The following is a 20946-nucleotide window of genomic DNA, read 5'->3' on the forward strand; positions in this document are numbered from 1 at the left end:
ACCTGACCTCACTTAGCGTTTTTAGGAACAAAAAATTTTACAGCAAACACTTCATAATAAGGCGAACCGTACGTTGCACAAAAAACAAGCCGGATTTGGGTTACACCTTTTGCATGCACCTGATGTTTGTTCAACGAAAGATAATTCCCACGGATATGAATTTTACTCTCGGTTCCGTCTTCCAAGGTTAAGGTCACATCATAGTCTTGGATCAGTGGCTCGATCGGATCATCGAAATGCTCCAAGTTCAGCTGTGAATTAAAAACAAGATGAAGTTCATCCAGATTCCTGGGGCTTGCAAAATCAAATTCCAACCATTCCTGTCCTTCCGTACGTTCAGAAATCCAGACGTTCGGCAGACCATAAGGTCTGGAGAAGCCGTTAACAACATTCTCGGGATTATACATATTTTGAGAGGGCAACAGCTCTTTGAAGCAAATGCTCTTATTAAGCTTTTTTAGCCTTGACGGCACTTCTGGCCTATAATAAAAGCTGACCGCCCCTGTTATTGTCTCTTCATTCCCGTATACGGCAAGGCTCGCCGCACCATCCAATACGATGTAGATTTTATCATCAGCCGGCTTATTGCAGCCCAGGTCCAGCGTAATCCAGTCATCGTGCCCCGCTGAAATAACCAGGCGATAGTCTTTCAGCTCGCTGGTGGGAATATAGTTTTCCTTTCGATCCCCGCCAAACAGCTTCACATGCAACGTTTCCGAATGCTCGGAACTATTTTTAATTTTGATCTGCACGCTTTCAGCCACGAATGTCTGAATCGGCAGGACCAAACATAACGCTTTCTCCAAGGAGATCTCATCGGTTGGGTAAAGATGTTCATAGCTCCGCTGAGACGATGCATGAATCGTTAATCCGTCAGCGAAATATGGATCTAACGGCTCTTGAAGCCCTACAATCGTTTGCCCATCTCGAAGCAGGTGTGCCTGAAGCTCACCCATATGGGCTTTGACGATGGCCGTAGGGTCTGCCTTATATTTTACGCACAACGCAGCAGCCGTCCCTACCGCCTGCCCCATACAACCACAGGTTGCCATGACCCTTGTAGATCCGAAAGCCACATGGGTGGCGCTTATATTGCGGCCAGCGAACATGAGATTAGGAATATTACGTGAAAATAAGCTGCGGAAAGGGATATTATACAATCCCGGCACAAAATTCCACGCAGTGGCCGGCCCTTCATCGTAGATGCCTTTATTTGCATGCAGATCCATGTACCAGCCACCGACGGATACAGCATCTTCAAAATGAGGCTTTGCTGTAAGATCGTTCTGAGACAGCATGTGTTCCCCTATAAACCGTCTCGACTCGCGCTTTCCCGGAATCGGGCATACATAATCCAGAATAAGATTGTCTACATCATCAAACTCGCCGCTATTCTTGATATAATCCCATATCCCGTACACCAATTTCCGCAGTTCCAATGCGATGTCTTCATTATTCTTGATAATATCCATATGTCCACCGTATTCCAGCCACCACAATCCGCCAAGCCCATTGATTTTCCTTGGAAAAGACCGATGGTTTAAGCCATTTCGGATACTATCGAAAAAGGCCAACTTCGTAATGTCATACGCAAAGCCAGGCCTTTTGTAAGGAACGGGATAGTTTACGTCACGGGCTTGAAACAGAATCGTATCGCCCATGGTGTAATGATCCGCCACTTCTGGAGCGAGCTCCTCCTTGTATTCATGCTTCGCCTCTCTCCCCCATCGGAAGTGAGCACCTGCTTGGTATCCAACAATTCCATCGCCGGAGCAATCAATGTAGGTCGGGCTTTCAAAGCGAAATTTTCTTTCCGAAGCTAATTGAAGACCCTCTACCCATTGAATTCTGCCGTTCTGCATGCCCGTTTCATGCACACATGTATTCAGGAATAGAGAAATGTTAGGTTCATCATAAACCATGTCGAGCAAGACGGTATCCGAAAGCGATAGCATAAGTTTCTTGTTGTATAACGGATTATAATGAAAGATCTTCAGCTTGAGTTCTTCTACCAACCCACCCTCGCGAGCATAGTAGGATGGACTGTTTCCGAGATATGCCGACCCGTTGATATGAACCCTGACCTCGCTGCTCGCATTTCCCCCAAGGACCGGCCGATCATTAATAAGTGAAACCTGCAGCCCTTGGCGTGCGGCAGCAATGGCAGCGCATATCCCGGCAATACCTCCGCCTACGACGGTTACATCTGCTTGTATAAGCTCCATTTTGTTAACCTCCATGATTAGATGCTCCTATCATGGTAATGGTTTTGGGCCCCTTTTTTTTACAGGATTTCGCGAAAAAATCATACATTTTTTGCATCCTTATTTGGATTCATACCGTGTCATTTTTATCCGGTATTGCTTAGGCGTATCCCCCGTATGTTCTTTAAACAGTTTGCAAAAGTAGCCTTCATTGACGATGCCTACTTCCTCGCACAATTCCAACAAAGAATAATCCCGGGCATTTAACAGCTCGAGGGCTAATTGGATTTTTTTCCGGTTGATGTAGCTGATCACGCCTTCGTTCATTGTTTTTTTGAATAAGCTGCTAAAATACGATGGTGCTAAATTTACTTCCTCGGCAATAGCCTCCAGCGTTAAACGCTGTTTCAGGTTGTTCTCTATAAAATGCATGGCACTCATAATTTCTGCACGATGTAAGAGCTGACCCGCGTGTACGTATTCGAATGTGAAGTCGCCAATATAGGCGAGCTGCTCCTGAAAAGCCATAAATTCCATGGGGAATTCGGCTGCTTCCGTGTACAGCTTGTTCCCTGATTTAAACTTCACGGTAATGTCTCTGTACAAGTCTCTAATCATCGGCACCATGATGGACTTGTGGATTTTATGGTCCGTAACAAATTGGTTCAGATCGGCGAGTGCCTTCTCCAGATCTTCTTTGGAAATCTTCCTTTTCATATACATCAGAAACTCAGTCAGTTTCTGTTGAAAGTCGGCTTTTTTGTCATTATGGTATTGGAACCGATGCATGGGTGTTTTTACGACTTTCTCTGTATGGTAATAAAAATCGTCACTCACATGATTAGCTTCCGTGTACGCTTGTTTGATCGATTCCCAGCCTCGGTGTGGACCTCCAAAAGCGACGGATACCCTTTGATTCAAATATTGATGCAAATAAGAGACGATCTGTCCTCCCAAGGATTGACAAGCATATTCCGTCTCCATATCACTGCGGTTGTTTTCCCAGGATAGAAAGCCAATAAAACGATGATCGGACAAATCCGCAGCTACGCCGCTGCCCCCATTCATCACCGTTTCTTCGATGATATTCGTCATCGCGTATTTCAAAATGTTTTGATCAGCGGCGGAGTATTCGTTTCGGAAACTCCCATATGTATTCATTTCAACAATGAAGCAGCAATAGCTCGCTTGAAAGAAATGAAATTGCATGCGGTTGGCAAAATCTGATGCACGATGAGAGGGGATTTCGCCTCGGATCAGCTCGTTAAAAAATTGCTTGCGGACTCTATATTTATTTTCAAGCACGGATACGTTTAACGATTGAAACTCCGCTTCTTTTTTCTTCAACTCATTTAAAATTCCGGCTGCCTTATTCAAAGCTCGGTCCAAATCCGCTTCTCTCAGCGGAACCTTTACAATGTACTCCAATACGTTGGCTTGAATAGCACGCTGGGCGTATTCAAAGGATGAATAAGCGGTCAAAAGGACGTATTGGGTATGGGGGAGCTCCGTCTTGAGCTGCTCAATCATGGAGATTCCATCCATTCGCGGCATAACGATATCAGATATGACAATATCCGGCTTAAGTTTTAAAATCTCCTCGATCCCATCCAGCCCATTATTCGCTTTTCCCACTAGAACAAATCGTTGATCCCTATGAGAGAGCTCATTAAAAAACAATTCCAATCTTTGAATGATCAGGTCTTCATCGTCAACAATGAAGCAGGTATAGTCTCTCATCACGATGCATCTCCTTTTTGCGAATCTGTCGGGAATAAGGCGCGTATACGGGTTATTTCTTTAGGTATGCTAATGATCTGCAGTCCGAATTGATCTCCGTAGTGAAGTCTTATTCGACCATGAATATTATTCAGCCCGATTCTTTTCCTTTTCACTTCCTCTTCACTCGGTTCTGTTCTTAAAACATGCTTTATTCGATCAGCTGGAATTCCCTCACCTTGATCAACAACTTCTATGATGACGATACCGTCTTCCCTGTACGCATGAATCGTAATAGGTCCCTCAATTCCCCCTCCGTTATAACCATGGAAGATGCTATTCTCCACAAGAGGCTGCAGCAGCATTCGAAAAACAGGGAAATCCATTAACCCTGCTTCGATATGTTCAATCAAGTGAAAGTTACGGTTATACCGAATGTTCTGGATCTCGATATAATCCGCTACATTGCGTAATTCCTGACGTAAGGAAACCTTCTCTGAAGCGTCGTCTATCCCGTATTCCAATAATGAAATGAGCGATCCGATCACCACATCTACTTTCTCTATTTGTCCGAGACGTATAACGTTGCTGATCGAACCAAGTGTGTTATACAGAAAATGAGGGTTAATCTGAGACTGCAGCACCTGGATTTCCAACTTCCGTTCAAGTTCATTATGAAGTTCCGCTCGCCGAATCAGTTCCACTATTTGCTGCAGCATCCGATCGAATGCTCGTGAAAGATCTCCAAACTCATCGTTTCGGTTAATCGTTATTGTCGTTGTGAGGTTGCCTTGTTCCACCCTTTTCATTTTAGTTTTGAGCGCATAGAGCGGATTCCTTATATATTTGGCAATAAAAAAAGAAATGAACAAACTTAAGAGAAAACCAGCAGCTAGAAGCTCAATATAATAGGTTTCCAATCTGGACAAAGCTGCTTTCAAACGTGATTCATCGTTGATTGAGATTAGAGTCCAGTTAAATTTCTCCGTTGGTTTTTTCAGAAGAGAGACCGGCATGCCATCCTTGGTATGCAGTTGAAGACTTGTTTCTGTCGTATTCAAAATTTGTTCCGCTGACGTTTCCCCGATTGAAAACGTATGATCTTGAATATTCAGTGGTCCTTTATTTTCAGAAAATCCGGCAATGATTTTACCTGACGCGGTGATCAGAGCCAGATTCATTTGTTCCTGTTTATTAATCTTGAACAACGTTTCTTCAATGGCATTTAGATCCAAGTCAACCGCAATGGCCAAAGGAAACGGAGCGCCGTTCAGATATCGAACCATCGTAACGGTCCAGCCGGAGTACTTCGATTTGTAAGGTTCACTCACAAAGGTCGTCCTTCTGCTCTTGTCAGCCGCATCAAATAAAGGTTCTCTTTCAGGTAAAGGTTCATCGAATATTCGCGTAGCGGTACTTCCGCCCAGAATGGATAAATCGCTTTTGATCAAATAAATATTACTGACGTAATTACTGTTGAGTTCATACAGCTCTCTTAATTGCTTTTTAATCACTTCCGTATTGTCAATATTGGCTTTCACTGAAGTTTCGACCGAGAAGAGAATCGTCTGGAAGGAGGAAAAATTAACGGTGAAATACTGGTCTACCTTGTCAAGGATTTGGTTCGTGTAAAAAATATCATTGGTTCTTATTTCCTTTTGGACGTAGCGATAAGACAATTGGCTGATCAAGATGATGCAGCCTAGTACAAATGCAAACACGATCAAAAATAATTTTAAAGGCAAGCTGATTCTTCTTTGCATCGATCATCTTCCTTTTAGTTCCGTTTTAAACTAAGAATAGCATATGCTAATAAAGAGAGGAGCTACGAATAGCCTCTCTCTTCGTTTATTTATTTTACTTGATAAGGCCGGCTTCTTTAAATTGCTGGATTGCTGTTTCCTTATATTTCTGCATGTCAAACTTGGTATCCAGCGTCTGGAGGAAATTGTCCCAGTTGGAGAGCGGCTCTTTGCCCGTCATAAATTTAACCAAGCTTTCATTAATGAAGCGTTGGCGGTCAGCATCCAGGGTATCGCTGGGGTCTGGAGTCAATAAATTTCCGGGCAGCGTTGGCCCCACGTATTGCTGGTTGTTCTTGAAAGCTTCCGCTGTCTTCGGATTCTGGAAGCTGAAGTACTCCGCATCATCACCACGGCGCGGCATTCTATAATGATCGACCCACAGGTACTTCTCTTTCATGTCCTTCGATAATTCGGAGGTTTTATTTTTGATCTTGCCGTCCACCACATCCCAATGAATCCCTTTAATTCCGTATGCAAAGTTCGGATAGGCTTCTTCGTCCGTAAAGAGATAATTCAGCATGGACAAGATCCGAATGATTTTGTCCTTATCCGCTTTCGCGGATATGGCCCATGAATTGCCTTGGAACGATTTTCTCTCTACAATTTGATCACCATAAGGACCTTTCATCGGAGGAATAACGATCCATTCCGGCACTTCGCCACTAATTTCTTTCATTTTTTGCTGATAATCCGGCTCCAGCCTGCGAGCATCTCTGATCATGAAGCCAACTTTCCCCTTAAACATCTTTTGATCCAACAAATCAGGCGAATTCATCGTCACCCAGTCTGGGTCTACCACTTTGGCTGTCATCATTTTATTAATGTAAGCAAGCGCCTCTTTCATTTTGGGATCGATAAATAGGAATACCGGTTCATTATCTTTCACTTCAATGGCCGAAGGAGGATTGACGCCGAACATCCACATCAAGCTATCGAAGCCGTAGGTTTGCAGATTGCCTTCTTTATTCATACCGCCGATGAATCCGTACGTATCGTTTTTGCCATTACCGTCCGGATCTTTCTCTGTAAAGGCTTTCATAACTTCGAACAGCTCATCCGGTGTCGTTGGTACTTTCAGATTCAGCTTTTTCAGCCAATCATTCCGAATGAAAAAGCTTCTACTGATACCGTTTACATTATCATAACCTGGAACTCCAATCGTTTTTCCTTGATAGGACATTGCCTCCCAGGAGTCGCTGCCAAACCGTTTCTGTAATTCAGGGAATTGATCCAGATACGGTGTCAAATCTGCAAGAACACCTTGGTCATAATATTGCGCGAGATCAGCACGACTCTTCAAGAAGATCAAATCTGGAATATCACCGCCTGCAATGAGCGTATTCAATTTGGTTGTTGCCTGCCCAGCTTGAGGAATCACCATATCCAAGTCGATGTTCATCTCCTTTTCCAACATTTGGCGTTGAATATCTTCATCACGTGGAGGGATCGGAGCAGCCGCATTGAACGTACCTTGGTTAAACATCGAAATTTTCATTTTGCTTTCAAACTGACCAGACTGTCCTTGCGAATTACCCGAAGTTGTCGATGTAACTTCTTCATTTCCCCCACATCCCGACAATAACGTTCCCAGTCCCAAGATTACCGACAGAATAGCAAATGAAATCTTTTTACGCTGCATATTGACCTCTCCTTTGCTTGTATATTATCACGGTTTCCCCGTAATAACTCAGTTAGTTTGGAACACCTCTTACCCTTTAACGGATCCCAGGAGTACACCTTTGGTAAAATGCTTTTGCAAAAATGGGTAAACGATCAAAATCGGGATCGTAGTCACGACAACTGTAGCCATCTGCACAGCGAATGTACTTACCGTTCCGGAATTGGCAAGCGATTCAGCACTTTGTGTTGCGACGTTAAGCAGGATGTTGCGTAAGACGACTTGAAGCGGCATCAAGTTGGAATCATTGATATAAACAATAGCATCAAAATAACTGTTCCAATGCCCCACTGCGTAAAATAAAGAAATGGTGGAAATGACGGGCAAAGACAGTGGTAAAATGATCCGCCATAACGATTGTAGTTCACTTGCACCATCAACCCTCGCTGATTCCTCGATTTCACCAGGCAATTGCTCGAAAAAGCCTTTAATGATCACCAGATTAAATGCACTAATAAGATTTGGAATAATCAATACCCACGGACTGTTTAGCAACCCCAGAGAGCGAATTAGTAGATAAGTCGGAATTAACCCCCCACTGAACATCATGGTAAACACAATGAATAGTAAAAACGGACTGCGTCCCGGCAAATATTTCTTGGATAACGGGTACGCTGCGATGACCGTAAAAAACACATTTAACGCCGTACCTATGATCGTTCGAAACAACGTAATTTTATACGCCTGCCAGATCCCATGAGAAACGAATACTTCTTTATAGGCCAGAAAGGTAAAAGATTCTGGTATAATCACAATTCCTCTTCTTAACACTTCCGATTCCGGCGTCACGGAGACGGCAATCACATATAAAAAGGGTAATAAGCAAAGTAGAGATAAAAAAATAAGAATAACATAAACGACGGATTGCCAGACTTTTTCCCCGATTGTCAAATGGATCATTCTAAAAACCACCTCACCAAATTTGCCCATCGAATTTTTTGGCGAGCTTATTTGCTGCCAAAACTAAACCAAATCCGATGACAGCTTTAAACAATCCTACAGCAGTAGCCAAGCCAATCTTCAGACGCTCCAACCCTTCACGGTATACCCATGTGTCGATAATGTCGATCTTCTCCTGGTTAAAGGTGTTGGCAAACATGAATATTTGGTCAAAGCCAGCATCCAGAATATGGCTTAATTTAAGGATCAGCATCAGAATAATGACTCCTCGAATGCCGGGTAACGTGATATGCCAGAGCTGTCTCCATTTGGAAGCGCCATCCATTCGAGCCGCCTCATATAAGCTTGGATCAATACCTGCTAATGCGGCGAGGTACAGTATCGCTCCCCATCCAATGTCCTTCCATATTTCAGAAGCGATGACCAGCAATCTCCCCCAAGCAGGCTCCGTAAGAAATGAGATGGGCTGAAAACCACTTTCCTTCAAAATCATATTAAAAAGGCCATCGCCTGGGGCTAATAAGGCTACCATCAATCCGTATACAATGACCCAAGACAGAAAGTGAGGTAAATAAGTAATGGTTTGTACGATTTTCTTAAACCATTGGGTATGAACTTCATTGAGGAGTAAAGCAAGTAAGATGGGAGCGGAGAAACCGAACAATAGCTTATACAGCGATATAACAATCGTATTTTTCATGATGTCCCAGAAATAAACGCCGTTCATAAAATCCGTAAAATTTTTGAATCCCACCCATGGGCTATCCCATACGCCCAAAGCCAGGTTGAAGTTTTTAAAAGCAATCAATATTCCCGCCATAGGAATGTATTTGAATACGGCAAAGTAAATTAAGGCTGGTAATAAGAGAGCATACATCACTTTATATTTTTGGATCGTCCTTATCCATGACTTCCGCTTTTTGGAGAGGGGAATGGCGTCCGCTGCCAATTTCACTTGCATATCATCACCTCGTCTTTGTTTGTATTTGTATATTAGCACCCCCCTATCGGATAAATTTCTGAAATTTCAAGAATTTCTTATAAGATATTTAGCAAGTGGGCTTTACTACGAAGGTAAAGGTTGATTTATTATCTATTTCAGAATGATTAGGACATCAAGAACCCAGTATTGCAAAAATCAATTCAACCGTAAAAAAAGAAAAGCTAAGATCCACGGTTTTATTTAGATATCCATCTAATCGGGTAACCGAAAGATGTTCTTATCCATTGCGGCAATCGGTACAAGCCATCCCATTAAATTTGATTTGCTGCGCAGCGAAAACCGACATTACCAGAAGAACTGTCTGGTGTATTCTTATTGCGGACGGCTACTCGGTATCGGTTACAATAAGAATCATGGCACAAATAGGAACCACCTCTCATGGATCGCATATGACCTCCTCTATTTCCTAGAGGGTTAATATTAGGCGTTTGCTGATGATAATATGGATTAAACACATCCACACACCATTCCCATACATTGCCCGCCATATTATAAATCCCGTATCCGTTCGGCTCATATTCATCCACTGGAGCTGTTCCTACTGCCACCAAGGGGTCTGCGCTTTAACGTCCTCCATAAGAACTTCTCCCTCCGAACATGCTATAGTTTTATTTTAATTAATTTAGCGGGGTTCGCCCTTACCTTATGAGATTTTTAAAACTGTTGTAAAAAGCTCTCTTTTGGTCCGTTTTCCTTCAACTTTTCAAACATCATAAAACCGTCGATCATTGATCAACGGTCTCTAAAAATCATTTTTAACTTCATTATTTTCCTAGCATACTTCGATTACGCATCCGTCACCAAATCGTTTATCGGAACGCTACAGCTGAAGAGATATCGAAAAACATACGCTGGGAAAACCACTCCCCTTTACATCATTTGTTTTAAAAATAATTTCTTTCAGTTCTCGGGGAGCTTCATACCATAGTGGTTGCGATTGCGAATAGCACCATACAGCATGGGAATGGTAATCAGAAGGCTGATAATAACCGGAACCATAGACCCCTCAAGTCCAAAATCCCCTCCAGTTAGTAGTGAAGGGCCGTTCACTTTTACAATAAACAGACCGACTGAACTGTGTCCAGAAACAGGAATGCCAAGCAAACCTTCAAGTGCATTCCAGGAAAAATGCAGCCCCATGACAAACCACAGGTTTCGTCTCCACAAATACGCGGCTCCGAGAAGCATACCCGCTTCTAATGTTAAGGCGAACGCGCTCCATAATGTTGCTCCTGTATTCCCAAGATGGGCTATTCCAAAGAATAGAGAAGTGACAGCGAGCCCGGCCCAGTTTCCCATCCATTTATTGATAGCTTGAAACATTAGTCCACGAAAGATAAGTTCCTCGACAATGGCTGCGCCTAAAGCTGCTTTAATAGAAACGATTAGAACAGTACCCGTATCCACACCATTCGCCCATTGAAAGGTGTAACCTCCCAATGAGATAATAATAATAGTGGATAAGGCAATAAAGATAAGCCCGGTTAGTGCTCCCATAACAGCTTCAACCCCTGCGCCCTTTCTTGATAACTCAGGAATGGACCGACGGGCTATATATTTCATGGTGAGCATATACACCATGATGGCCAGAAAGCCCAACGTTAATGTCCACAGAAGAGAAACCAAGCCGTGTGATTGCTCTACTAGCGGCCGGATGAACGCATCCACAAGAATTATGCCGATAGCCCCCGCTATCATCCAGATGATTGGAAAGCGCCAAAATAAACTCCATTTGCTTAATTTCTCATCCATCTGCGAATGTTCTTTACGTGCAGATCTGTTCTTCATGTCTTGACTCAGCCCCTCTACGCTTGATGATAGTTTTGAGTATAGGCTGAAAAAGTCATAAAGTGACAGTGCGCTTTGGTCATGATAAAGTCATGTGACTAAACGGCTAAGAAGCCGGCAACTATAAAAATTACCGGCTTTTAGTATGTTGTCTTAGTCATTCATGATTCCCGACTCTCTGGCTTTACGGGCTGCTTCTTGTCTTCCCTTAACATTAAGCTTTGAGTAAATCGTTGAAATGTAATTCTTAATTGTTCCTTCACTAAGAAACAAAGCCTCTGCAATATCTTGATTACGCATGCCTGAAGCCAGCTTTTGCAGTATTTCAATTTCACGGCTACTAAGCCCGTATTCATTATTTTTAATAGCAGATCCCGTATTCATTCTTTTGATCATTTTACTCGCCATCTCCTGAGAAATTAACGTCCCGCCCGCATGAACCACCCGTATGCCTGCAGCTAGGTCCCTGGGATGGATGGCCTTGAGAAGATAACCTTCTGCTCCATGGCTTAATGCCGCCATGACATATTCCACTTCCTGATAGGAGGTCAGCATCATGACTTTGATGATAGGCATTCGCTCTTTGATCAGAGCTGTTGCTTCAACGCCATTCATGACTGGCATATTGATATCCATCAATACCATATCGGGCTGAAACTGATAGCAGCCTTGGACTGCTTCTTCCCCATTTTTAGCTAATCCAACGATTTCGATATCATCTTCCATGGACAGCACGATATGTAGGCTCTCCAAAATTAATTCCTGATCATCCGCAAGTAATACTCTAATTTTCCCCATGTAGCCCCACTCCTTTGAGGGGAATTTCACATCTGACTTCAGTAATCGTTTCAGCTCCCACCTCTGATGATACAAACAGGCTGCCCCCCAGCCGCTCCACTCGATGTTTCATCGTAGTCAACCCGAAGCCATATTCCAATTTGTCAATCGGTTTCCCATTATTTCGAACAACCAAGTGCAGAACGAATTCGGAAAATTGAAGCTCCAGATACAGTTGAGACGCTTTTCCGTGTTTTAGTGCGTTCGTAATAGACTCCTGGATGACCCGCAGGATCGCCTGCCGTACTTCAAAATGCGTGCGCTGCTCTGTTCCTAGTACATTTAACGTCAGGAGAATTCCTGTATGTTCCCGAAAATTGGCGACATGAGCCTCAACTTGCCGTACAAGACTCGACTCCTCTTCTTCTCCAATCTCATGAACAATACTTCTCATTTCGTCCAGATTTTGTTCAGCCAATGCTCTTAAGCGAATTAACCGTTCCTTAACCTCGGCAGGCTTACGATCCATAAGAGCGATGGAAGCATCAAGACTCATAATGATTGAAATAAAGGAATGCCCCAGGGTATCATGAAGTTCCTTGGACATACGATTGCGCTCTTCAAGCAGAGTCATTTTCTCAATTTCAGCTGCGTAGAGGGTTAACAGCTTATTTTGCTGCTCTACTTCGACCACAAGTTCATTTTTCTGGTAATACGCTTTGGCTACGAAGCTTGCCCATATGCCAATGAAGCAGAATAACACATTATCTGTCCCGCTACTAAAGGCTTGTTCCCAAGGTAACTTTAAATAAGACTGGAAGATAAAAGGAATGAATAGAATTGCGGGAATGATCCAGAGTGTCTGCTTGGTCAATAAGTACCCCATTGTTAGACTCGGCAGCAGATAGTCTGCTTTGGAAGTCAGTTCCGGATGGATGACAGAGTTCACATAATAAGAACCTCCCAGCAATAGCTCCGCGATACAAAACCAGACCTTGTTCATCCGCCGTTGAGGAAACCAGAATACCAAAGGAACGATAAGCGCTACCATTAGCCAAATGACATTTAACCATGTTTGATTCGACAGGTCACTTTCTGTAAATAGCCGTGATAAAAGCAAAATGTAATGGTATAAACGAAGAGCAAAAATACCCCAATCCATAAAAGATAATATCTTCCTCATGTCATCATCCTACACTGTTTTTCAGTAAAAACATCAGTACCTATGAATCTAGTGTATCACTTTTGGTTAGTTTGTTTCATTAAAGACGCATATGTTCGTGAACCTGTTGATTAAACAAAGTAGTATAACCAGGAAAAAGTGCTGCTGATAGCTTGACATTTCGTCAATATGAAAAAAACTCCCCTCACTGTAACAGGGGATATTATTCACCTGTCTACCGTATGGGGAGAAAACAACTTTTAGGAATAAGGTCTTAATGTTGTATAACATTTGGCTCACTGTCACAGAAGAAGTTATCACAATTGTTAAGCTAGATACACTTTCGTATTAGGCTTTACTGTGTAGGGTGACTAGGTAACCGTCTGGGTCGGCAAATGTAAAAGTTCGACCGAATGGTCCATCTATTGGTGAAGATGTAATCTTTACGCCTGCTGCACTTAGCTTGTCGTGAATTTCTTGCGTATTAGGGGCATGAAGCCAGAGAGCGACACCAAGTCCAGGCTGAGTACCTGTACCGAGTTTTGTTTCAGGCAACCGGTCACGAAGAGCAAATGCAATAGGCTTTGTTTCAAAGACTACAGCATGAGGTGGACCTGCCTGGGAGCGAATCAGTCCAAGATAGTTTTGATAGAATTCTGCAGAGCTTTCAAGATTACTTACTTGAAGTGAAATGAAGTCGGGTCCAATTGCTGACATAATGTTAATGTCCTCCTTTGTTATATGGGGTTGTTCACTGCACATGGCAATGGAAGCACTTTGTGACCAGACGGCATGACTACAACGTACTATTTGTGTCTAGAAATTTTGTCTCAAATGCCAGGCTCTCTACTCATAACTCTGTCGTAGGTCATTCGCCATCGCCTCGAAATAAGCATCTTCGAGCCATTCGTTTCATTATAGAGTCATGTTAATAACCTCACTCTCACTTTGGATGTCTTGATTATATAAGCCCCCTCCTGCCAACAGTATGTCAGTAGCGTTCTTTCATTTTCTCGATTTCCTTCTCTTACTCGAGTAATCGGACTATGTTCCTGCCCCATTTCGACAATCGGTACAAGTTCTTGTCCTTGCTCGAGACAAGAATTTGTACCGATAAAATAAAAAAAGTCGCTATAATAGCAACTTTAATGGGAATATGTTCTTGTCTCGCCACATGTCGATTAACGCATTTTCATTTATTATTCTTGTTTATTCGAGGATGTAATGAATTAACCTTTGCTCGTAAGCTGAAATTGCGACAAAACACACATGTACAACTTCATGCAAACACTAGCCCTCAACAGTGCGGTTTCTCTTAGGCCACGTCTTTGCATTTATCCCTCTATAACAAACACAAAATTATATTTTACCCGGGTAATATTGACTCTCCATTTCTACCCGGGTAAAATTACTGAGGTATTCAAAAGGAGGATGTACAGAATGAGAGATGATCAAACGAGCGTTTACTACACGGCATTTTTGGGTATGGGAGTCGTCGCTAGCGGTACGTTACATCACGTTGTTTCTACAGTAAAGGATGCTATGGATGACAGAGACCTCACACAGCTGCTTATATTTGACGATACCACGGGGAAACAAATAGATGTTGATTTTCGTGGGAAGACAGATGACGCGCTCTTACGACTAGGAGAGCAATTTGGTGACTTGTCTGATAAGGAAATGAATCACCAGCCTACACGGCGGGTTGGTCGACCTAAACTGGGGGTTGTATCTGGTGAGGTTACGTTATTGCCAAGGGATTGGGAATGGCTAAAGAGTCAACCTGGAGGAGCATCGGTAACATTACGAAAACTCGTTGGTGAGGCTCGCCGTTCTGGAGGAAAACAGAGTAGGATACGAGAGTCACAAGAGGCAACATATAATTTTATGACAGCTATGGCTGGGAACTTCCAACAATATGAAGAAGCTCTGCGGGCACTGTATGCTGGTGATTTGGATCGTTTTTACCACTTCATCAATGATTGGACACCTGATATCAGAAACTATATCAAAAAATTAGCCTCTAATGCATTCCCTGAAAGGGACTAATAAAAGAGAGTATGTGTAGACATATAGAACTAAATTTGGAAATAAAAGAAACTACGAATGGAACCAGACTATGACAGAGTTTAAATCTATTCATTAAATCGAGTCATCACAACACTGTATCGGGCATCGGACTGCAGCCGTCGAAGATTCACGCCTTCTGCTTATTAAAGAACTACCGATAACTGAATGGAGAGAAATAAATTATGAACATCCTGAAAGTCAACGGCGTTGATTTAGCCTATGATAGTTTCGGTAACGAAAACGACGAAGCAATTATCCTTATCTCCGGACTTGGAACTCAGATGATCCGATGGACGATTCCGTTTTGTCGGATATTAGCAGCGCGAGGCTTTCGCGTGATTCGCTTTGACAATCGAGATGCAGGTTGCTCGTTACACTTTAGTCATTATAAATCGCTGGATTTTGAAGCACTGTCGACTGCTATCATGTCGGGACAGCGACCGGACATTCCTTACACCCTTGATGACATGTCCAACGACGCTGTCGGACTCCTCGACGCCCTTTCAATTGATCGGGCACATTTCGTTGGCAGATCGATGGGCGGAATGATCGCCCAGATTGCTGCCTGTGAGTACCCTGAACGGGTTTTATCACTCACCTCTATTATGTCTAGTTCCGGTAATCCTACACTTCCGCAAACTCCCCCGGATGTCATGGCGTTGATGACTAAACCGGCGCCGAACCCATTCGAGGATCAAGCAGGATTTTTGGCTCACAGCATCTCTTTTGCCAAACGCATTGCCGGCACCGGCTATCCATTTGAAGAAAATGCTTATCGAGCGCTCATTCTGGAGGAAGTCCAGCGAGCCTACGATCCAGGCAGTGTCGGACGACAAATCGCTGCGATAGCTGTCTCTGGTGACCGCCGTCCGCGGCTGGGGACCATAAAAGTGCCAGCACTTGTCATTCATGGGATAGACGATCCCCTGTTCGACCCGGCGTGTGGCGAGGACACGGCTTCTGCCATCCCGGGTGCTGAACTAATGTTGGTTAAGGGCATGGGACACGACTTGCCGCACCAACTGTACAAAGTAATCGCTGATAGCATAGAACAAACTGCTCGTCGCAATCGACACGTGCTTCCTGAATAGTAACCACCCGGATTCCCGCGGCGCCCAATAGGATTGAGTTAGCCCAGGGGCGAAGCGTTGATCAATTTGCACCCTTCTCGCATACGACCCAGGTGTACCTTATTAGCATTAAACTGAGTTCTTACCTTAGGTTAGAAAAAACCGGTCACGGATACAAAAAAACATTATTGAAGTGAACACTAATATTAACCCGCTTTTATCTCGCCACATGAGTTCCATCGGTAAACACACAAAAAAAAGGAAGAACAGTGAAAACTGCTCTTCTCCAAAGAATACCAGCATACTAATTAAAACGTAATGCTAGGTAATTTCCGCTCAATATCATTCTCTCTACTTAAATTATACCGATATTTTATATTTTTTTATAGACTGTTTTTTTTGTACTTCCTACACTATACTGCTAATTACAAATCTAAAAAAGAAGAGGTGGTATCGTATGGATGACAAAAAAGTTATCTTAGATAAAGGTCCCTTTTTTCATGGTACAAAAGCAGAACTGAAGATTGGTGATTTATTAGAACCACAATACTTATCAAATTACCAAGAAAAAAAATCTAACCATTTATACTTTACTGCTACATTAAATGCTGCCAAATGGGGTGCTGAATTAGCAAAATCTAATTCAAAAGAAAGAATCTACATTGTAGAACCATTAGGGGATTTTGAAAATGATCCTAACTTAACTGATAAAAGGTTTCCTGGAAATCCAACACGCTCATACAGATCTAAATCACCACTTAAAATAATAGCTGAATTAGCTTCGTGGGAAAGACACTCCGATGAAGAGATTAATCATATGATTACATCTTTAAAAAAGTTAAGTGAAGAAGGAAAAAATGTAATATATGATTAACCTTCAAATTTAACAGATTCAAGAAAGTCCTTATTCACTTAGAGGACGCTTTTAAGCGTCCTTTTTCTTTTTAGAGCAAAAATCTAGAGGCAATCTCTCACCTCCCCTTGCCAAGCTTTATCAAAGCCTTTAATTCAACTTATATGGTTTGGTTTTTCATTTCAAGGTAATTCTTACTACAAGCTATGGGATTATATGGAAGCACGTTCTAGGAACACCACGGAAATATTCATCTCAAGTTCTGCCCCACCTGCCTTTTGTAGAGAGTCATTTGGTTCAAAATAAGCAGGAAAAGCAATAATACCGGACTATTCAGTCTACAATTTTGAAAAATAATAATGAAGCAATGATCGCTTCATTATTAATCTAGGGTAGATAAACTTACCTTGACGTAATCATCCATAACCTTAGGGTCACTCGTCATTTTGGCCAATTGAGTTAAAGAGTGTCTTGCAAAATTCAAGTAACGTGCCAAGGCTCGAAGGTCTCGGTCTATCGGGATTTCTCCATTCTCCTGGCCCCGAACCAGAGTTTCATAAAAGGCCTCTTCCAGTGTATTCAAATCTTTTAATAAAAAAGCTCTGATCTCCATGTCATGAGCCATCTGGTCAATAGCAGAAAAAATAATAAAGCATTCCTTTTGCCGGTTCTTATCCATTAATACCTTTGCCGCTTCATGGAATACATAAGTTATCCCCTGCTTTGCAGATTCGGAGGTCGCTAAGTACTTCATGACTGTGTCACTCTTCTCATTAACGTAATGCTTCAGCGCAAGGATAAACAAGTCTTTCTTCGTACCATAAGTGTCGTATAAGCTTTGCCGGGCAATACCTAGTCCTTTCAGCAGCTGGGGAAGTGTGGTTCCTTCATAGCCGTAATGACCGAATACTTCCATAGCTTTATGCAATACTTCTGTCGTATCAAACTCTTTGCTTCTTCCCAATTTCATCCTCCTTTGATCCTCATTATATTTTTTCAAGACTATACAGTCAAGAAAGTAACTTTTTCACTAATATTCAATATACAAAATGTGTAAGAGATAGCCCTGTTGTATCGTCAGCCACCAAATTATCCATATCATTGGCCGGTGGATCGTTATATCAATAAGTAGAGAGTACGTATACGGCTATCCAGAGAGACTTCCCGGCCGCAGACTCAGGATAGAAACTCTTTTCCCCATCCTCTTATAGAATCGATGATACTCGACAATTTATTTCCTTGTTCTGTTAGGAAGTATTCTACTTTGGGTGGCACTGTGTCGTCTACCACTCTCTTCACAATTCCATCCGCCTAGAGTTCCCTGAACTGTAAAGTCAGCATTCGTTGTGAAATCCCCGGTATTAATCGTTTCAACTCATTAAATCTGACCGATTTTAAAAAGGACATGAGGCCGTAACCTTATTGGAAACGGAGAAAATTAAAGCCAGAACAGTGGTCCTTGATGTCACGAACCCCAGCTCCATTCTCTCCGCAGTAGAATGGATTGAACAAGAATATGGACACCTTGATATTTTGATTAATAATGCCGGCGGCTTTTTTGATGAAAATGGTGTTGTACCTTGATAAAACAAAGGGAATAATCTGGGTTTAATATCCAAAAAAATCTGACATCCATATTTCTTATTACATTTTCTTTTCCGCGTCATTTTACCCTCGCAGTTTCTTAGTAAATCGGTAAAGATATTTGGGAAAATGAAAACCCGCGTCTTGGTCTTACCCCTGTCAAGCAGACAGGCTTAAAAAAACAGCCTTAAGCTATCTTAGTTCAGGACAAAACCGGACTAAGATAGCTTAATATTGTTGAAAATGTTCGTGGTCGTAAAAATGGATATGTCATACTGTAGAGCGTTCAATCAACTTAACTGGTATTTCCTTTTGAATGAAGCCTTCGCGAATGGATCGAAGGAACAGCTCCCTGCCAACCTTCCTTCCGCAGTCTTTTTCTTCAGTTTATTATCGAAGAGTTCAATGACGAGGTGGATCCCTCCGAGGAGAGAAATCATGAATTAACAAAAGAGGTCATGCTGCGCTTTATGGGGACGGATTATGTAGAGGTGGTCGAATGGTGGATTACATGTTGTTATACTCTTGCCGCAATAATGAGCGCTATAGATCCGATCAATGTCATCTAAAATTGTGACCATTATCGAAAAAGGTGAGTCTCTGTTTATCATGGCAGTCCCATTATGTTGTTTCAGATATCTTCTATATACCTACTCTCGTCATGTATAGAAATTGTAGAAATCATCTCAAATGACCTCCAGTAAATTGGTTAACAATTAATTGCAATTTAAAAGTATCTTTGTCTTAGTTTCTATTATTGGTAATTCTAAATTACGAGTGTTTACATCCATATTTTTAACATTTAATTTTTCAAACCTAAAATTGTAGTTAACCTATATAGGCTTTTGATCATATATTGACCATTATGATCTTGGAGGGATTTACATGTATGGAGTTCATCCTAATTACCTTAGATACACTTTTGCACCTATATGGTCTACTTCGACAGTTGAGGCCATTGAATTAATTAAAGGAGCTGTTCAGGGCGAAAGAAATGATGAGCTATTTTACGACGCTCTAATAAAACTCGCTCCAAATTCTACACAAGCTACAATTATTACAGGAATCAGAAATGATGAACGTGGACACAACATGATGTTTAGACAAATGTATAAAGATCTCACAGGCCAAGAAGTTTCAGGAGGGAATAATGAACCTTATAATCCAATAAACTCTTATCTAAATGGATTGCAAAGAGCTTTTGAAGGTGAATTAGCAGCTGTTGAAAATTACAGAAGGATCTGGTTTGGACTTCCTTATGGAATTTACAAAGATACCCTTTGGGGAATCATTCTTGATGAACAGAAACATGCTGATAAATACAACAATTTGATAACCTATAACTTGCAAGATGAACTTATCAACAAATCATAAAGATGAACATAAATTCAATGAAGAAATCAAAGAGGAGCAGCTTTTGTCATCTAAAGCTGCCCTCCATGGTTAAATCCTTCCTAATATGGGACCAACAGTACGTAGAAATTTCTTAATAATATTTACATTCCGGCTAGCTGTAAGACATCTTCTCGTTTCAATTTTCCAATCACTTGATATCCTTCATGATCTCCCAGTGGTTTTATAATTACTGTTTCCATACTTGAGATTTCTCCTAATCCCCTCCCTGGAGGGAAAGAGTGAGCTACAATTACCCTGTTGGAAGTTGGAGGTATTTTTTCAACTTCATTCTTAAATGCTTGAAGTGTACTGTCTATATCTTCATTGCTCGGATTCTGACTGAGCCTATATATATTTAACCAGAGTCCATTTAATTTTACATTTTGTGTTCCAAAAATAATCTGAGCAGTTTGGAGAGTTCTACACAGGGGGCTTGCTTCTACGGGCAAATGGATGGGTATATTCAGTTTTCGAATAGCATTGCCATACTTTTCTGCCTGTTCCTTTCCAGTTACACTTAAATTTCTTTGTGTCGAGCAATCGGACAGGCTAAGTTCTTGTTGATCTTCCCCTACTGTTGCATCTCCATGTCGGATATAAAGTACGTAACCTCCTTTTTGTAGATCATTTATGAGAGGAGATCCAGAAATCTCAGATGCTTCGGCATTATAAGATGCTCCCAGCAACAGAAAAAGACAGATTACGAAAACGGATAAACGGTACATATCTCTTCCACCTTTTTCTTCCTACTCTCCCCTATGTTATTTTTTTTATTCAACGTTTAGAAGGTATATCAGATAGATCCGGGGGTAAACTCAGGTCTGCAGAAACTATTGGTCCTTTATAAATAACATCTTGAGGTTTGGCTAGAGACAAGAAATTGTACCGATAAAATAAAACAAGCCGCTATAAAAGCAACTTCAATGGGAAATATGTTC

The 20946-nt window shown here is 41.9% G+C and carries 16 protein-coding genes and 3 pseudogenes; 5 read left to right on the forward strand and 14 right to left on the reverse strand.

Annotation, left to right across the window (positions count from 1 at the left end):
• Positions 1–8: 8 nt before the first annotated feature.
• From AAIH57_RS06425 to AAIH57_RS06475, 11 genes and pseudogenes are all read right to left on the reverse strand, one after another.
• Positions 9–2240: an FAD-dependent oxidoreductase gene (locus tag AAIH57_RS06425; RefSeq protein WP_430020984.1), complete on the reverse strand. Its 2232-nt coding sequence runs from the start codon at positions 2238–2240 to the stop codon at positions 9–11.
• Between the two features lie 84 nt (positions 2241–2324).
• Positions 2325–3944, reverse strand: a complete 1620-nt coding sequence (locus tag AAIH57_RS06430) for a response regulator transcription factor (RefSeq protein ID WP_430020985.1) — start codon at positions 3942–3944, stop codon at positions 2325–2327.
• Positions 3944–5686 (reverse strand): sensor histidine kinase, encoded by a 1743-nt coding sequence (locus tag AAIH57_RS06435; RefSeq protein WP_430020986.1) that lies wholly within the window; start codon positions 5684–5686, stop codon positions 3944–3946. The genes AAIH57_RS06430 and AAIH57_RS06435 overlap by 1 nt, the downstream gene beginning before the upstream one ends.
• 94 nt (positions 5687–5780) lie before the next feature.
• Positions 5781–7367, reverse strand: coding sequence for an extracellular solute-binding protein (locus AAIH57_RS06440; protein WP_430020987.1), 1587 nt, complete (start codon positions 7365–7367; stop codon positions 5781–5783).
• A 69-nt stretch (positions 7368–7436) separates the two neighbouring features.
• A complete protein-coding gene (locus AAIH57_RS06445; protein WP_175398705.1) occupies positions 7437–8306 on the reverse strand; it encodes a carbohydrate ABC transporter permease in 870 nt (289 codons plus the stop codon).
• Positions 8307–8319: 13 nt separating this feature from the next.
• Complete coding sequence (locus AAIH57_RS06450) at positions 8320–9267, reverse strand: ABC transporter permease (RefSeq protein WP_430020988.1); 948 nt, start codon at positions 9265–9267, stop codon at positions 8320–8322.
• 293 nt (positions 9268–9560) lie between these two features.
• Positions 9561–9851: pseudogene (locus AAIH57_RS06455) on the reverse strand (formylglycine-generating enzyme family protein); the annotation flags it as partial.
• A 358-nt stretch (positions 9852–10209) separates the two neighbouring features.
• Positions 10210–11097, reverse strand: coding sequence for a CPBP family intramembrane glutamic endopeptidase (locus AAIH57_RS06460; protein ID WP_246311095.1), 888 nt, complete (start codon positions 11095–11097; stop codon positions 10210–10212).
• Between the two features lie 153 nt (positions 11098–11250).
• A complete protein-coding gene (locus tag AAIH57_RS06465) occupies positions 11251–11895 on the reverse strand; it encodes a response regulator transcription factor (protein ID WP_430020989.1) in 645 nt (214 codons plus the stop codon).
• Positions 11882–12823: a sensor histidine kinase gene (locus AAIH57_RS06470; protein ID WP_430020990.1), complete on the reverse strand. Its 942-nt coding sequence runs from the start codon at positions 12821–12823 to the stop codon at positions 11882–11884. The genes AAIH57_RS06465 and AAIH57_RS06470 overlap by 14 nt, the downstream gene beginning before the upstream one ends.
• Positions 12824–13384: 561 nt before the next feature.
• Positions 13385–13753, reverse strand: a complete 369-nt coding sequence (locus AAIH57_RS06475) for a VOC family protein (RefSeq protein WP_430020991.1) — start codon at positions 13751–13753, stop codon at positions 13385–13387.
• A 723-nt stretch (positions 13754–14476) separates the two neighbouring features.
• Here AAIH57_RS06475 and AAIH57_RS06480 point away from each other — a divergent pair.
• From AAIH57_RS06480 to arr, 3 genes are all read left to right on the forward strand, one after another.
• Positions 14477–15085 (forward strand): DUF2239 family protein, encoded by a 609-nt coding sequence (locus AAIH57_RS06480; RefSeq protein WP_175398710.1) that lies wholly within the window; start codon positions 14477–14479, stop codon positions 15083–15085.
• A 203-nt stretch (positions 15086–15288) separates the two neighbouring features.
• Positions 15289–16197: an alpha/beta fold hydrolase gene (locus AAIH57_RS06485; protein ID WP_430020992.1), complete on the forward strand. Its 909-nt coding sequence runs from the start codon at positions 15289–15291 to the stop codon at positions 16195–16197.
• A 436-nt stretch (positions 16198–16633) separates the two neighbouring features.
• Complete coding sequence (gene arr / locus AAIH57_RS06490; protein WP_430020993.1) at positions 16634–17050, forward strand: NAD(+)--rifampin ADP-ribosyltransferase; 417 nt, start codon at positions 16634–16636, stop codon at positions 17048–17050.
• 361 nt (positions 17051–17411) lie between these two features.
• Here arr and AAIH57_RS06495 read toward each other — a convergent pair whose 3' ends face one another.
• Together AAIH57_RS06495 and AAIH57_RS06500 are read right to left on the reverse strand one after the other, a co-directional pair.
• Positions 17412–17993 (reverse strand): TetR/AcrR family transcriptional regulator, encoded by a 582-nt coding sequence (locus AAIH57_RS06495; protein WP_430020994.1) that lies wholly within the window; start codon positions 17991–17993, stop codon positions 17412–17414.
• A gap of 212 nt (positions 17994–18205) precedes the next feature.
• A pseudogene (locus AAIH57_RS06500) lies at positions 18206–18424 on the reverse strand (winged helix-turn-helix transcriptional regulator); the annotation flags it as partial.
• A gap of 21 nt (positions 18425–18445) precedes the next feature.
• Between AAIH57_RS06500 and AAIH57_RS06505 the strand changes: the two are divergent.
• Positions 18446–18613: pseudogene (locus AAIH57_RS06505) on the forward strand (SDR family NAD(P)-dependent oxidoreductase); the annotation flags it as partial.
• 885 nt (positions 18614–19498) lie between these two features.
• Complete coding sequence (locus AAIH57_RS06510; RefSeq protein ID WP_430020995.1) at positions 19499–19987, forward strand: ferritin family protein; 489 nt, start codon at positions 19499–19501, stop codon at positions 19985–19987.
• A 122-nt stretch (positions 19988–20109) separates the two neighbouring features.
• Here AAIH57_RS06510 and AAIH57_RS06515 read toward each other — a convergent pair whose 3' ends face one another.
• Positions 20110–20733, reverse strand: a complete 624-nt coding sequence (locus tag AAIH57_RS06515) for a histidine phosphatase family protein (protein WP_430020996.1) — start codon at positions 20731–20733, stop codon at positions 20110–20112.
• Positions 20734–20946: the final 213 nt, after the last annotated feature.

It is taken from the genome of Paenibacillus sp. MABNR03, assembly GCF_050455445.1.
Lineage (GTDB): Bacteria > Bacillota > Bacilli > Paenibacillales > Paenibacillaceae > Paenibacillus > Paenibacillus xylanilyticus.